The organism is Arhodomonas sp. KWT, from assembly GCF_010993615.1.
This window is the reverse complement of sequence record NZ_WNXE01000004.1, coordinates 41,875-57,035: the sequence shown is the minus strand read 5'-3', so window position 1 is coordinate 57,035 and position 15,161 is coordinate 41,875. Positions and strand designations below refer to the sequence as shown.

At 71.1% G+C, this 15,161-nt stretch carries 11 protein-coding genes; 7 read left to right on the top strand and 4 right to left on the bottom strand.

The genetic code is table 11. From position 1 onward, the window contains the following. The 3 genes from parE to htpX form a co-directional block, all read left to right on the top strand. Positions 1-1,812, top strand: a 1,812-nt coding sequence (parE, locus tag G7A99_RS02165; RefSeq protein ID WP_240466066.1) for a DNA topoisomerase IV subunit B, incomplete at its 5' end; no start/stop codon positions are given. Positions 1,813-2,015: 203 nt separating this feature from the next. Further along, positions 2,016-4,262 (top strand): DNA topoisomerase IV subunit A, encoded by a 2,247-nt coding sequence (gene parC, locus G7A99_RS02160; RefSeq protein WP_018716972.1) that lies wholly within the window; start codon positions 2,016-2,018, stop codon positions 4,260-4,262. A 179-nt stretch (positions 4,263-4,441) separates the two neighbouring features. Continuing rightward, the gene (gene htpX / locus G7A99_RS02155) at positions 4,442-5,323 is read left to right on the top strand and encodes a protease HtpX (RefSeq protein WP_018716971.1); all 882 of its coding nucleotides are present in this window, start codon (positions 4,442-4,444) and stop codon (positions 5,321-5,323) included. Between the two features lie 15 nt (positions 5,324-5,338). Here the strand turns inward: htpX and G7A99_RS02150 are convergent, their stop codons facing one another. Both G7A99_RS02150 and epmB read right to left on the bottom strand, forming a co-directional pair. Beyond that, positions 5,339-7,414: an EAL domain-containing protein gene (locus G7A99_RS02150; RefSeq protein WP_163138749.1), complete on the bottom strand. Its 2,076-nt coding sequence runs from the start codon at positions 7,412-7,414 to the stop codon at positions 5,339-5,341. A gap of 171 nt (positions 7,415-7,585) precedes the next feature. After that, positions 7,586-8,623 carry an EF-P beta-lysylation protein EpmB gene (gene epmB, locus G7A99_RS02145; RefSeq protein WP_163138748.1) on the bottom strand — a complete coding sequence of 346 codons (1,038 nt, stop codon included), beginning with the start codon at positions 8,621-8,623 and terminating at the stop codon, positions 7,586-7,588. 117 nt (positions 8,624-8,740) lie between these two features. On the opposite strand from epmB, the gene efp reads away from it, so the two are divergent. Together efp and epmA are read left to right on the top strand one after the other, a co-directional pair. Beyond that, positions 8,741-9,310 (top strand): elongation factor P, encoded by a 570-nt coding sequence (gene efp / locus G7A99_RS02140; protein ID WP_018716968.1) that lies wholly within the window; start codon positions 8,741-8,743, stop codon positions 9,308-9,310. Next, the gene (gene epmA, locus G7A99_RS02135; RefSeq protein WP_163138747.1) at positions 9,307-10,281 is read left to right on the top strand and encodes an EF-P lysine aminoacylase EpmA; all 975 of its coding nucleotides are present in this window, start codon (positions 9,307-9,309) and stop codon (positions 10,279-10,281) included. The genes efp and epmA overlap by 4 nt, the downstream gene beginning before the upstream one ends. A 10-nt stretch (positions 10,282-10,291) precedes the next feature. On the opposite strand, the gene asd is transcribed toward epmA, so the two are convergent. Next, positions 10,292-11,164: an archaetidylserine decarboxylase gene (gene asd / locus G7A99_RS02130; protein ID WP_163138746.1), complete on the bottom strand. Its 873-nt coding sequence runs from the start codon at positions 11,162-11,164 to the stop codon at positions 10,292-10,294. A 126-nt stretch (positions 11,165-11,290) separates the two neighbouring features. Here asd and prmB point away from each other — a divergent pair, with 126 nt between their 5' ends. Together prmB and aroC are read left to right on the top strand one after the other, a co-directional pair. Beyond that, complete coding sequence (gene prmB, locus G7A99_RS02125) at positions 11,291-12,232, top strand: 50S ribosomal protein L3 N(5)-glutamine methyltransferase (protein WP_018716965.1); 942 nt, start codon at positions 11,291-11,293, stop codon at positions 12,230-12,232. 5 nt (positions 12,233-12,237) lie between these two features. Next, on the top strand, positions 12,238-13,344 hold the full coding sequence (gene aroC / locus G7A99_RS02120; RefSeq protein ID WP_163138745.1) for a chorismate synthase: 1,107 nt from the start codon (positions 12,238-12,240) through the stop codon (positions 13,342-13,344). An 8-nt stretch (positions 13,345-13,352) separates the two neighbouring features. Here the strand turns inward: aroC and G7A99_RS02115 are convergent, their stop codons facing one another. Then, complete coding sequence (locus G7A99_RS02115) at positions 13,353-15,026, bottom strand: aconitase X (protein ID WP_163138744.1); 1,674 nt, start codon at positions 15,024-15,026, stop codon at positions 13,353-13,355. Positions 15,027-15,161: the final 135 nt, after the last annotated feature.

Sequence of the window (15,161 nt, the reverse complement as noted above, 5' to 3'; positions counted from 1 at the left end):
GATACCAGCCGGCCCAACCACCTCGCCGCCGAGGTTATCGACAACAGTGTGGACGAGGCGATTGCCGGCCACGCCCGGGAGATCGTGGTCACCCTCTACCGTGATGGCTCGCTGTCCGTACGCGACGACGGCCGGGGCATGCCCGTGGATACCCACCCGCAGCAGGGACTGCCCGGCGTCGAGGTGATCCTCAGCAAGCTCCACGCCGGCGGCAAGTTCTCCTCCAAGAGCTACCAGTTCTCCGGCGGCCTGCACGGTGTCGGCGTCTCGGTGGTGAACGCGCTGTCGCTGCGCCTGGAGGTGGAGATCCGGCGCGACGGCAAGCGCTACCGCATGGCCTTCGCCCACGGCGAGAAGGTCGAGGACCTCCAGGTCGTCGGCGAGGTGGGCCGCCGCAACACCGGCACCGAGCTGCACTTCTGGCCTGATGCGAGCTACTTCGACTCGGCGCGCTTCTCCGTGCCGCGACTCAAGCACGTCCTGCGTGCCAAGGCGGTGCTGTGCCCGGGGCTCACCGTGCGCCTGGAGGAGGAGGCGAGCGGCGAGTCAACCGTCTGGTACTACGAGGACGGCCTCGTGGACTATCTGCGCGGCGCGCTGCAGGACACCCCGTTCATCCCCGAGTCGCCGTTCACCGGGCGGGTGAACGGTGAGCGCGAGGCCGTGGAATGGGCGGTGGCCTGGCTGCCGGAGGACGGCGAGGTCGTCCAGGAGAGCTACGTTAACCTCATCCCCACCGCCCAGGGCGGCACCCACGTGAACGGCCTGCGTAGCGGCCTGACCGAGGCGGTGCGCGAGTTCTGTGAGTTCCGCAACCTCCTGCCGCGGGGGGTGCGGATCGCCCCGGAGGACATCTTCGAGCGGCTGGCCTTCGTGCTCTCGGTGAAGCTCGAGGACCCGCAGTTCTCAGGGCAGACCAAGGAGCGGCTGTCGTCGCGGGAGTGCGCCACCTTCGTCTCCGGCGTGGTCAAGGACGCCTTCAGCCTCTGGCTCAACCAGCACGTGGCCGCCGCGGAGGGGATCGTCGAGCTGGTGATCGCCAGTGCCCAGCGCCGCCAGCGCGCCGCGCGCAAGGTCACCCGCAAGAAGGTCACCAGCGGGCCGGCGCTGCCGGGCAAGCTCGCCGACTGCACCAGCCAGGACACCTCACGCACGGAACTCTTCCTGGTGGAGGGCGACTCGGCCGGCGGCTCCGCCAAGCAGGCCCGTGACCGCGAGTTTCAGGCGGTGATGCCCCTGCGCGGCAAGATCCTCAACACCTGGGAGGTCGATCCGGCGGAGGTGATGGGCTCGCAGGAGGTGCACGACATCGCCGTGGCGCTCGGCATCGAGCCGGGCTCCGACGACCTCTCCCGGCTGCGCTACGGCAAGGTCTGCGTGCTCGCCGACGCCGACCCGGACGGGGCCCACATCGCCACGCTCCTGTGCGCGCTGTTCCTGCGCCACTTCCCGGCGCTGGTGCGCGCCGGCCATGTGTTCATGGCGATGCCGCCGCTCTACCGCGTGGATGTGGGCAAGGAGACCCACTACGCGCTCGACGAGTCCGAGCGCCAGGGCATCTACGACCGCATCGAGGCCGAGGGCAAGCGGGGCAAGGTCACGACCACCCGCTTCAAGGGCCTCGGCGAGATGAATCCGATGCAGCTCCGCGAGACCACCATGGCGCCGGACACCCGGCGGCTCGTGCAGCTCACCGTGGACGCGCCGGAGGACACGGACCGGCTCATGGGCATGCTGCTCGGCAAACGTGCCGCGGCGGCCCGCCGCGAATGGCTCGAGCGCAAGGGCGATCTGGCGGAGCCCCTGGTTTGACCCCGAGTGCGGTGCACGATGGGGGAGGGAAGGCCGGCCCCGGACCGTGTGCGGCCATGGATGGCCGCACACGAGCGTACAGCGAGGTATTCACAGTGTGTCCGGGGCCGGGTTTCGCTCCCCCGCTTTCCGCAGCCTGCGATAGTGCACCCGCCGTGGCAGCTTTGCCGCGACATCCCGACTGAATCACCGACGGAACGCCGATGACCGACATCCAGACGTACTCCGACTTCGAGAGCCGCCCGCTGCACGAGTTCACCGAGAAGGCGTACCTCGACTACGCCATGTACGTGATACTCGACCGGGCCCTGCCGCACATCGGCGACGGGATGAAGCCCGTGCAGCGCCGCATCGTCTACGCCATGTCCGAACTCGGGCTGTCGGCGGCGGCGAAGTACAAGAAGTCGGCCCGCACCGTCGGCGACGTCCTCGGCAAGTACCACCCTCACGGCGACGCCGCGTGCTACGAGGCCATGGTGCTCATGGCCCAGCCCTTTTCCTATCGCTATCCGCTGGTGGATGGCCAGGGTAACTGGGGCTCGGCGGACGACCCGAAGTCGTTCGCGGCCATGCGCTACACCGAGGCGCGGCTCGCGCCCTACGCCCAGCTTCTGCTCGCCGAGCTGGGCCAGGGGACGGTGGAGTGGCAGCCGAACTTCGACGGCACCCTGGACGAGCCGGTGGTGCTGCCGGCGCGGGTGCCGAACGTCCTGCTCAACGGCGGCACCGGCATCGCCGTGGGCATGGCCACGGACATTCCGCCCCACAACCTGCGCGAGATTACGGCGGCCTGCATACACCTGCTGGACGAGCCGGACGCTTCCGTGGCCGCGCTGTGCAAGCACATCCCCGGGCCGGACATGCCCACGGAGGCGGAGATCGTCACCCCGCCGGCGGACATCCGCAGGATCTACGAGACCGGCTCCGGCGGCCTGCGCATGCGTGCGCGCTGGGAGAGGGAGGGGCGCGACGTAGTGATAACCGCGCTGCCCTACCAGGTCTCCGGCAGCCGCGTGCTGGAGCAGATCGCCGCACAGATGCAGGCGAAGAAGCTGCCGATGGTCGAGGACCTGCGTGACGAATCCGACCACGAGAACCCGACCCGGCTGGTGGTCACGCCGCGTTCCGCCCGCGTGGACGCGGACGAGCTGATGCAGCACCTGTTCGCGACCACCGACCTGGAGAAGACCTACCGGGTCAATCTCAATGTCATCGGCCTGGACGGCCGTCCGCGGGTGCGCGACCTCCGCGAGATCCTCTCCGAGTGGCTGACCTTCCGGCGGGACACCGTCACCCGACGGCTGCGCTGGCGGCTCGACAAGGTCGAGTCCCGGCTGCACCTGCTGGAGGGCTACCTGATCGCCTACCTCAACATCGACGAGGTGATCGCGATCATCCGCGAGGAGGACGAGCCCAAGCCGGTGCTGATGGAGCGCTTCGGGCTCTCCGAGCGCCAGGCCGAGGCGATCCTGGAGCTGCGCCTGCGCCACCTCGCGCGCCTGGAGGAGATGAAGATCCGCACCGAGCAGGGGGAGCTGGAGCGCGAGCGCGACGATCTCCGCGAGACCCTGGACTCGCCGGCCCGGCTGACGGCCCTGATCCAGGAGGAGTTGCGCGAGGATGCCGACAAGTACGGCGACGATCGCCGCTCACCACTGGTGGAACGCGCTTCCGCGCGGGCGCTTTCCGAGACCGAGCTGGTGCCCAGCGAGCCGGTGACCGTGGTCCTCTCGCAGAAGGGCTGGGTACGCGCGGCCAAGGGCCACGACGTCGACCCGGAGCGGCTGTCGTACAAGGCCGGGGACGGCTTCCGTGACGCCGCTCCCGGACGAACCAATCAGCTCGTCGCCTTTCTCGACGACAGCGGCCGCAGCTATTCGCTGCCGGCGCATACGCTGCCCTCTGCGCGCGGGCAGGGCGAGCCGCTCACCGGGCGGCTCTCGCCCCAGGGCGGGGCCCACTTCGAGCACGTGGTCGCCGGCGACCCCGAGGGGCGCTGGGTGCTCGCCACGGACCACGGCTACGGCTTCGTCACCGAACTCTCCAGCCTGTTCGCCAAGAACCGCTCGGGCAAGGCGCTGCTCACCGTACCCGGCGGGGCGCGCGTCCTGACCCCGGTGGCGGCCCACGACCCGGCGAGCGACCGTCTCGCGGTGGCGACCACCGCGGGCCGTCTGCTGGTCTTCCCGCTCGCCGAGCTGCCGGAGCTCGCCAAGGGCAAGGGCAACAAGCTCGTCGGGATCCCGCGGGAGCGCCTCGCCGACGGTTCGGAGCGGGTGGCCGCGATGGCGGTGCTTCCGCAGGGGCGGGGCCTGGTGGTCACCGCCGGCAAGCGCACCCTGACCCTGCGCCCGGGGGACCTCGTGGCCTACGAGGGTGCCCGCGGCCGGCGCGGCCAGGCGCTGCCGAGGGGGCTGCAGCGGGTCGATGCGCTGGGCGCCGCCGAGTGACCGACGGATGGGATGAAACCGCCCCGCCGTGTCCCCATATCCTGATCCGGCCATTCGTCCCGCGCGCCGTTGAACCTTCGGCGGGGAGGACCGCCCCGCGCTGGTAAAGGGCGCCTCCGGGCGGGAGGGGGCCAGGCGCAATTCGGTTTCGTCGCCATGCCGACAGGGAGTGGGCGTCTATGAAGCGGATCGGGCTTTTTCTCGCGACCAATCTGGCCGTGCTCGTCCTCCTGGGTACGGTGCTCAACGTCCTCGAGCCGATGCTCGCCCGCCAGGGCGTGGTCCTCAACACCGGTGGCCTGCTGGTGCTTGCCGCCATCTTCGGGATGGGCGGGGCGTTCATCTCGCTGGCGAGCTCGAAGTGGATGGCGCGGACCTTCATGGGGGTACGCGTCATCAGCCAGCCGGCCAACGAGACCGAGGCGTGGCTGGTGGACACCGTGCGTACCCACGCCCGTGCCGCCGGCATCGGCATGCCGGAGGTGGGGATCTACGACGGTGCGGAGATGAACGCCTTCGCCACCGGCATGCGCCGTGACGACGCGCTGGTTGCCGTCAGTGCGGGCCTGCTCCGCGGCATGCGTCGGGAGGAGGCGTCGGCGGTGCTCGGCCACGAGGTCAGCCACGTGGCCAACGGCGACATGGTGACACTGGCCCTGCTGCAGGGCGTGCTGAACACCTTCGTGATCGTGCTCTCGCGGATCGTCGGCCAGTTCGTGGACCGCGTGGTCTTCCGCAACGAACGCGGCTACGGGATGGGCTACTGGATCGCGGTGATCGCCGCGGAGATCCTGTTCGGCATCCTCGCATCGATGATCGTGATGTGGTTCTCGCGCCAGCGCGAGTTCCGTGCGGACGCGGGCGGCGCGAGGCTCGCCGGACGTGAGTCGATGATTGCGGCGCTACGCCGGCTGCAGGGGGGGCATGCCGGGGAGATGCCGGATCAGCTCGAGGCTTTCGGGATCAACGGCGGTCGCGGCCCGGGGCTGCGGCGGCTGTTCATGTCGCATCCGCCTATCGAGGTGCGCATCCGGGCGCTCCAGGAGGCCGGTGCCGCCTAGGCAGCGTGCCGGGCGTCAGATGACCATACCCGCGAAGTCGTAGTCCATGGCCGGGGCGGGGCCCTGAAGGAACTCGCCCTGCATGAGGTCGATGTTGAGCTGCCAGAGGCGGGCGATATGCACTGCCTCGGTCAGGCCCTCGGCGATGATCAGGCATTCCGCCTCGTGGGCGGCGCTGGCGAGCTTGTTGAGGTGGTCGTCCGCGCCGCGCCCGGCGTAGAGATCCTCCAGCAGCACCGGATCGAGGCGTACGAAGCCCACCGGCAGGTTGTAGAGGATGCGGAAGGAGTCCAGGCCGGTGCCGAACTCGGTCAGGCACAGGCCGATACCGGCGCGCGAGAAGGCCTCGGCGATCCGCCCGATCTGCATGAACTGCGTGATCGCGACGGACTCGCGTAGCTCGATGATCAGCTGCCGCGGGCGCAGGCCATGCTCGTCCAGGGCGGCGGCGACCAGGGTCTCGAAGCCGGCGTCCGCGAGGCTGTCGGCGCACACCGGGACGAACAGGCTCGGCCCGTCTCCGCCCTGCCCGGCGAGGGCGCGGAGGCCGGCGTCGAGGATGTAGCGGTCCAGCGCCGTCGCCAGTCCGGCCTCGGCGGCCGCCTTGCTCAGCGTGGCCTGGTCGACCAGGCCGTCGTCGTCGCTGAGGCGGTAATGGAGTTGGTAACGCGCCGGGGCATCGTCCCCCAGTCCGACCACCGGCTGGTAGAGGCACTCGATCAGGCCGTCGGACAAGGCCTTTTCCAGCCGCGGACCGAGGGCGCTGGTATCGTCGCCGGCCTCGGCGGCGCCCTGGTGGAGGTGGACGCGGTCGCCGCCCTCGCGGGCGGCCTGGTCCATGGCCTCGGCGGCGAGGTTGACCGCCTGCTCCGCGGTCGCGACGTTGTCGCCGATCATGGCGATGCCCACGCTCACCGTCTTGTTCACGGTATGGCCGTCGACATCGCTGGTCTGACGTGAGGCGGCCTCGCGCACGGATTCGGCGACGGCGAGGGCGTCGTGGACGTTGGCGCCGGGGAGCAGTGCGACGAAGGCGGTGTCCGCGTAACGCGCGGGGGCGGCCCCCTCCGGGAGCTGGGCCTCGAGGCAGTCCGCGGTGTCCGCTATCACCTGGTCGAGGGCGCCGATGCCGAGGTTGTGCTGAATGGTATCGCTGCGGTCGATGCGCAGATAGAGCAGGCCGTGCTGGGTGCCGGCCTCCTCGGCATGGTTGCTGGTGAGCCGCTTGCCCAAATGGGTGAGGAAGTGGTTGCGGTTGAGCAGGCCGGTGAGCATGTCCTGGCGCGAGAGATGCTCCAGGCGCTCGGCCAGGGCGTCGTCATTCTGCTGCTGGCCCCGGATGAGGATCTGGGTGGCATGCTCGCCGTCCCAGCTGCCCTCGGTCAGCACGACGTGGGCGTCGCGTTCCTCACCGTTGGCGTCGCGCAGCCGCGTGGCGATCTCCGCGGAGGTCTCGCCGTCGCGGGCATAGGCCCGGAAGCGCTCACGGAAGTCCGCCTGCTCGGTCGGTGCGATGAGGTCGAGCAGGGGCATGCCCTCCACCTCCTCGCGGTCGTCCAGGCCGAAGCGCTCGGCGTAGGCGTGATTGGCGTAGATGTGCATGCCGTCGTGGACGTACGCGATGGCGTCGCGGGAGCTCTCCAGCAGATTCTCGCAGCGGCGCTCGCTCTCGCTGAGCGCGGCCTCCAGCCGGCGCTGGGCACGACGCGCCTGCAGCGCCGCGAACTCGCGGTCCACCACGTACCGGAAATGGTCGGGATCGGCCTTGGTCACGAGGTCGGCCACCCCCATGGCCATCACCTCGCGGCGCAGCTCCGGATCCTCCGCCTCGGTGAGTACGAGCACCCCCAGGTCGTGCCCCGACTGCTGTATGACCCGCAGCGCCTCGTCCAGCGGCAGGTCCGTCAGTCCCGGGGCGCAGATCAGGATATCCTGAGCCTGGCCGTGCAGCGCCGCCTGCAATGCCTCGCCGTCGTCGGTACGGGTCGGGCGCACGGCGTAGCCGACATTGCGCAGGACGCTGACGAGACGTTCGGCGTCGTTGAGGGAGTCCTCGGCGATCAGCAGGCGCAGTGTGTGGTCGCTGGGCATGAGCTCTCGGCTGTTATCGTCACGGATTCCTTTGCCGTGGCTGCTGCGGCGGAGCGCTGCCGCCGCCCCGGAGAGCGGTGCGCCCCGCCGGAGGCGGCCCCGGGAGGCTATAGTGGGCGAGTTGCGCCATCGCGACAACCGGCGGTTTCGCGGTATGTCGAATCGTTCGCCTTACGGCGGGGCCGTGTCCCAGGCAATGTGGGTCTTGGCGCTGCGCCCGGGAACCTCGCGGACGAGCCGGGGTACCAGGTAGCCGGGCAGGCGATCGGCGAGCCCGCGCATCAGGCCGGCGGCCTCCCGCTCGTCCACATCGAAGTGGCCGGCGCCGCGCACCGGATCGAGCAGGTGCAGGTAGTACGGCATCACCCCCTGCTCGAACAGCCGCTCGGAGAGCGCTGCGAGCGTCGCCACCGCGTCATTGACCCCGCGCAGCAGCACCGTCTGGTTGAGCAGCGTGACGCCGTTTTCCCGCAGGCGCGCGAGGGCCGCGGCCACGTCGCCGTCGAGCTCCGCGGGGTGGTTGGCGTGGATGACCATCACCGGGGCCAGGCGGGTCCCGGCGAGCCAGTCCAGCAGACCATCGTCGACACGCTCGGGCAGCACCACCGGTAACCGGGTATGTACGCGCAGCCGCCGCACATGACCGATCCCGGCGAGGCCCTCGGCGAGGGCGGCGAGGCGGCGGTCGGAGAGGCTCAGCGGGTCGCCGCCGCTCAGGATGACCTCCTCGATCGACGGGTCGCCGCGGAGGGTGTCCAGCGCCTCACGCCACTGGTGTGGTGCGGCCTGGTGCTCACTGTAGGGGAACGCGCGGCGGAAGCAGTAGCGGCAGTTCACAGCGCACGCGCCGGTGGCGACGATCAGCGCCCGGCCGCGGTACTTGTGCAGGATGCCGCCGGGGCGCACGACGTCGAGGTCGCCCACCGGGTCGTCGACAAATCCCGGTGTGGACCGCGCCTCCGCGGCCACCGGCAGGACCTGGCGAAGCAGCGGGTCGTCCGGGTCGCCGCGGCGCATGCGCGCGGCGTAGCCCCGCGGCACGCGCAGCGGGAACAGCGCCGCACCGGTGCGGGCGCCGTCGAGCAGCGTGTGCGGTAGTGCCAGCGTGTCCAGCAGCTCCCGTGGGTCGCGGATCGCGTCCGCGAGGGCGCGTTGCCACGCCGGCGGTTCGCTCCGGGTGGTGGTGGAGGCGGCCTGGGCGTTCACCATGTTCTATAGTCGGCGCTTTTCCGTTAGCATTCGCGGCGTTGTTCGCGGGGCGATGGTAGCGCACCCGCGGGAGTGAATCACCGCCCCCGCTCGGGGGCCGTCAATCCGGGGTAATCCATGGCGAGCTTCAGCACCAACCAGTTCAAGTCCGGCCTCAAGATCATGCTCGACGGCGATCCCTATGCCATCGTCGACAACGAATTCGTCAAGCCGGGCAAGGGCCAGGCCTTCAACCGTGTGAAGGTCCGCAACCTCAAGACCGGCAAGGTCATCGACCGCACCTTCAAGTCCGGGGACACCGTCGAGGCCGCCGACGTCATGGAGACGGAGATGCAGTATCTCTACTCCGACGGCGAGTTCTGGTACTTCATGGACCCGGAGACCTTCGAGCAGCACGCGGCGAACGAGGCTGCCGTGGGCGACGCCGCCAAGTGGCTCAAGGAGCAGGACGTGTGCAACATCACCCTCTACAACGGTGAGCCGCTGTCCGTGGAGGCGCCGCCGCACGTCCAGCTCAAGGTGGTGCAGACGGATCCCGGCCTGCGCGGCGACACCTCCAGCGGCGGCAGCAAGCCCGCCACCCTGGAGACCGGCGCGGTGGTCCAGGTGCCGCTGTTCATCGAGGAGGGCGAGGTCCTCAAGGTGGACACCCGTAATGGCGCCTATATCTCCCGCGCCAAGGAGTGACCGACGCCACTGACTGGCGCCCGAGCGCGAGCCCGGAGACGCTGCGTCGCCGGGCCGCGCTGCTCGCCGACGTCCGCGCCTTCTTCGCGGAGCGCGGCGTGGTCGAGGTCGAGACCCCGAGCCTTGCCGCCGCCGGGGTCACGGACGTACACCTCGACGGCCTCGGGGTGAACTACGACGGCCCCGGGGCGCCGCCCTCCGGCCGCCTCTGGCTGCAGACCTCCCCCGAATACGCCATGAAACGGCTGCTCGCCGCCGGCATGGGCGCGATCTACCAGGTCGCACGCGCCTTCCGTGCCGGCGAGCGTGGCGCCCGGCACAATCCCGAGTTCACCCTGCTGGAGTGGTACCGCCCGGGCCTCGACCACGAGGACCTGATGGCGGAGGTGGCGGAGCTGGCCGCGCGGATCGCGGGCCCCCGCCCCGTGCGCCGGCACGCCTACGCGGCACTGTTCCGCACGCACCTGGGCCTGGACCCGCTCACCGCGGCTGCCGACGAGGTACGCGAGTGCGTCGCCGCCGCCGTTCCCGGCACGACGGTCGCGGGGCTCGACCGCGACGACGGCCTCGATCTGCTCTTCGGTGCCCGCATCGCCCCAGTGCTGGGGCAGGACGCCTTCGACTTCGTCACCGACTTTCCCGCCTCACAGGCCGCGCTCGCCCGGCTGTCTCCGCGCGATCCACGGGTGGCCGAGCGCTTCGAGCTTTTCATCGACGGCCTGGAGATCGCCAACGGCTTCCACGAACTCACCAATGCCGCGGAGCAGCGTCGCCGGTTCGAGGCGGATCGCGAGCACCGTGTGGCGGCCGGGCAGCCCGTGCCGCTGATCGACGAGCGCCTGCTCGCCGCGCTGGAGGCGGGGCTGCCCGACTGTGCCGGTGTGGCCCTGGGGCTCGACCGGCTGTTCATGGTCGCCCTGGGAGCCACGCGGATCGACGGGGTCATCGCCTTCCCGGTGGAGCGGGCCTGACCGCGGCCCGTTAGAGGTGCCGGCCGATGGCCTCGCCCATGCGCAGGTGCCGGCCGGGCCGGAGATCCGTCGCCCAGTCCACGCGGCCGCGCGGGTAGAGCAGGATCGCGGTGGAGCCCATGTTGAACCGGCCCATCTCCGCACCGCGTTCCAGCAGGGCGGCGTTGCGGTAGTGCCAGGCGCGCACGCGCCGGCCCGCCGGCGGCGTCACCACGCCGTGCCAGACGGTCTCGATGCTGGCGACGCAGATCGCGCCGACAAGGATCACGGCGAAGGGGCCATCCGCGCCGTCGAACAGGCACACCACGCGCTCGTTGCGCGCGAACAGACCGGGGACCGCGCGGACCGTGTGCGGGGCGACGCTGAACAGCCGCCCGGGTACGTGGATCATGGCGCTCGGGCGGCCGTCCCCGGGCATGTGGACGCGGTGGTAGTCCCGCGGTGAGAGGTAGAGCGTGGCCCAGGCGCCATCGCGGAAGCGCTCCGCGAGCTCGGCGTCGCCGCCGAGGAGCGCGCGCAGCCCGAAGCGCTGGCCCTTGGCCTGGATCAGCTCGCCGGCGGCGATGTGCCCGGCCTCGCTGACGGTGCCGTCCACCGGCGAGGCGATGGCGGCGCCGTCGTCCGGCAGCGGCCGGGTCCCGGGGCGCAGGGCGCGGGTGAAGAATGCGTTGAAGTCCGGCCAGTCGCCGGGGACATCGCCCTCGGCGTCGGTGAGGTCCACGCCGAAGGCGCGCACGAAGGTGCGGATCAACACGTCCCGCACCCAGCGGGTGCGCATCCGCGTGACCCGGCCGACCAGCCGCGATACCGCGTGGTGCGGCAGGGGATAGAGGGCGAGGGATTTCACGCGGTCCATCGCGCCCGCGGGCTGGTCTCGGCTCATCGCGCTCGCTTCCGGCTGGCTCGGGGACGGGCATTATCCGCGGATCGGCGCGGCGGCGGAAGCCCGGAGCGGACAGCGGGGCACCGCTCGGGTTAGTATCCCCGCTCGCGAGAGCAGGAGCCGATCATGAGCGACGCCAACCGTGTCCCGCCGGAGCTGGAGACCATCGCCGATTTCGTGCGCTGGGGCGCCTCGCGCTTCGAGGCGGCGGGCGTGTGCTACGGCCACGGCACGGACAACGCCATCGACGAGGCGGCCGCGCTGGTGCTGCACACGCTGCACCTGCCGCCGGACACCCACGACGCCTACCTCGGCTGCCGCCTGACCGGTGAGGAGAAGGCGGCGATCGTCGCCCGGGTCCACCAGCGCGTCGAGCAGCGCCTGCCGTTGCCCTACATCACCCACGAGGCCTGGTTCGCGGGGCTGGCGTTCTATGTCGATGAGCGCGTGCTGATCCCGCGCTCCCCGGTGGCGGAGCTGATCGAGGCGGGCTTCCAGCCCTGGGCGGATCCCGACGAGGTCACCCGCATCGCGGACGTGGGCACGGGCAGCGGCTGCATCGCCATCGCCTGCGCCCTGGCCCTGCCGGGCTGCGAGGTGGACGCGCTGGATATCTCCGAGGACGCCCTCGCGGTGGCCCGCATCAACGCGGACCGTCATGGCGTGCGCGAGCGGGTGCACGTGCGCGCCTCCGATCTTCTCGCCGGGCCTCCTGCGGAGCCGGCCTACGACGTGATCGTGGCCAACCCGCCGTACGTGGACGCACCCGCGATGGACGCGCTGCCGGAGGAGTACCGCCACGAGCCGCGCATGGCGCTGGCGGCGGGGGAGGATGGCCTCGACTATGTCCACCGCCTGCTCGTGGAGGCCACCGCACGGCTCACCGACGACGGCGTGCTGGTCTGCGAGGTCGGGCACAGCGCCCCGGCGATGGAGGCGGCGTATCCGGATCTTCCGCTCACCTGGCTCGCCTTCGAGCGCGGCGGCGTGGGCGTGTTCGTGGTCACGGCGGCCGCACTGCGCGCGGCGCTGGCCGCCGGCCATCTCAACCCTGAATCTTCGGTCTGACGCGTATGTCCGGGAATACCTTCGGAAAACTGTTTACCGTCACCACCTTCGGCGAGTCCCACGGCGAGGCCCTGGGCGCGATCGTCGACGGCTGCCCGCCGGGGCTGGCGATCACCGAGGCGGACCTCCAGCACGACCTCGACCGCCGTGCGCCGGGGCGCTCGCGCTATACCTCCCAGCGCCGCGAGCCAGACCGCGTGCGCATCCTCTCCGGGGTGTTCGAGGGGGTGACCATCGGCACGCCCATTGGGCTGCTGATCGAGAACGCCGACCAGCGTTCCCGGGACTACGGGCGCATCAAGGACAGCTTCCGGCCCGGCCATGCGGATTACACCTATCATCAGAAGTACGGCATCCGCGATTACCGCGGCGGCGGGCGCTCGTCGGCGCGGGAGACGGCGATGCGCGTGGCCGCCGGCGCCATCGCCCGGCGCTACCTCGCGGAGCACCTGGGGGTGTCCGTACGCGGCTACCTGAGCGCGCTCGGGCCCTTCGAGCTGGGCCTGGTGGACTGGCCCGCCGTGGAGACGAACCCGTTCTTCTGCGCGGACCCGGACCGTGTGCCGGAGCTCGAGGCCTACATGGACCAGCTCCGCCGCGACGGCGACTCCGCCGGTGCCGCCGTGACGGTGGTGGCCGAGGGGCTGCCGGTGGGGCTTGGCGAACCGGTCTTCGACCGTCTCGACGCCGAACTGGCGCGGGCGCTGATGGGCATCAACGCGGTCAAGGGCGTGGAGTTCGGGGCCGGCTTCGAGGCGGTGACCCAGCGCGGCTCCGAGCACCGCGACGAGATCACGCCCGCCGGCTTCCTGTCGAACAACGCCGGCGGCGTGCTCGGCGGGATCTCCACCGGCCAGGACATCGTCGCCCGCATCGCCCTCAAGCCGACCTCGAGCATCCGTGTGCCGGGCCGATCCGTGGACGTGACCGGTGCGCCGGACGAGGTCGTGACCACCGGCCGCCACGACCCCTGCGTCGGTGTGCGCGCCACCCCGATCGCGGAGGCGATGACGGCGCTGACCCTGATGGACCACTACCTCCGCCACCGCGCCCAGAACGCCGACGTGCACACCGACACGCCGGTGATCCCGCCGGCGGCCCCGCCGGAATAGCGCCCCGCCTACCCCAGCCAGGCCGGCGGGGTGTCCGGCGCGCGGCCCGTGCGCGCGGCGAGGGCGCAGTCCGCGAGGCTGCCGAAACGCACGGAACGGCCGCTGAGCCCGGGGGCGTAGTGGGCGTACTTCCCGGAGTTTGTCATCAGGGTCCGTGCCTCCGGCGGGAATACCGGCTCGGAGATCGAGCACCAGCAGATGTCGGCGTAGATGCGCACGCCGGCCTCCTCCAGCTGGTCGACCAGGCCCTCGGCGCGGGCGGCGGCGAGGGTGTCGTGCCCCAGCGTGACGATGGCGGTCACGCCCCCGGCACAGTGCTGGCCTGCCATTTCCGCGGCCAGGGCACGGCACTCGCCGAGGGAAAAGTGGGGACTGCCGAAGGCGACCAGATCGATCCCGACCGGGCCGGCATTGAGCTGCCGCCAGGCCCGTGCGAGGTCCTCCCGGGTGAGTCTTACCGTGTCCGCGTCCGCGGAGACATGCCCCGCTTCCGGGGTCACGCCCTCGACGTGGAGCATCGGCGCCGCCGAGGTCGTGCCGAAGGCCGCGCACAGGGCCTTGAGGTCGTCCTCGCCCGGGGACAGGCTTGCAAGCCCCCTCAGCAGCGGGATGCGATCCGGCGCATGTAGCCCCGCGAGATAGCCCAGCATCGGCCACAGGGCGTCGTCGCAGCCCGCGGGCGTGTCTATCTCGAGTACCCGCCGCGCGGCGCGGTTCTCATCGAGATAGACGTCATAATCCGGTGCCCGGCCGGTCAGCGCGATGCACAGGTCGAGGAAGTCGGGGTGCTTGGCGGTGCGGGCGCCCAGCACGCTGTTGGCGTAGATCACCGCGTTGGATTCCGCCCATGCGATGACGTCGTGGGCCTTGGGCGCGCTGTCCAGGAGGTACGGCGCGCAGGTGAAGCTCGCCCGTGCCCCCATCTGCACGTAGGCGTCCGCGAGCCGGCTGGCCGGGTCGCCGAAGGCCTCCGGCACACCCTGTTCGCGCCAGTGCGCGTGGTCGACCGAGATTGCGTTCGTGGTCGTGGGCACGCGTACCCGCGCCTGCATCCCCGCGAAGACCTCGGCGAACCGGAGGATGGCCGGACTGGCGTAGATGCAGCCGTCGATGTGCACCTGGCTGACATCGATGAGGCGTCTGGCACCGTCGATGGCGGCGATGTCGCGTACGATGCGCATCGCCACCTGCACGGCGGTGCCGTCGCGGCCGTCGAGCATGGCGCGGTCGTCCGGAGAGAGCGCCACGGAGTCCGGATCCACCGTCGGGAGGGTTAGCGCAAGTCCGGGGGCCTCTACGCGGGCTCCGTCGATGACGGCATGTTCCGCCGCGGCCAGCGTGACGAAGTCATCGCCGTCGAGCTGCAGCACGGGGATGGTGGCGTCGAAGACATGGCGCGAGACCAGCGCCCCGAGGGTGAGCACGCCCTCCGGCTCGCGGAAGACCAGCGCCGCCGGCGCGTGGCCGTTCCGGATCAGCTCCAGGAGCACCCCGCTGCCGGTGCACGACCCCCGGCTCGTCGGCAGCGCGAGCACGGTGCCCGCGACGCTCTCGCCACACAGCGGGTGATGGGCGTCTATGATGGTCCCTGTTGCGGGATCGACGCCGCCCCAGAAGCTTAGCCCCTCGTCGCTGGCGAGGACCGGGCCCCGGGCAACGCCGCCGATGGCGCTGCGTGACATTCTCCACCTCCTGTTGCGGCCGACGGGGTTACCGCGGCGTTTAATGACCCGGGCCTCGCCCGGGGCCGGCCCGTTACCTTACTGCAACGGGCGCCCCCAACGCAGGGAAATCGTGCCGCGTCGGCCGGCGTCCAC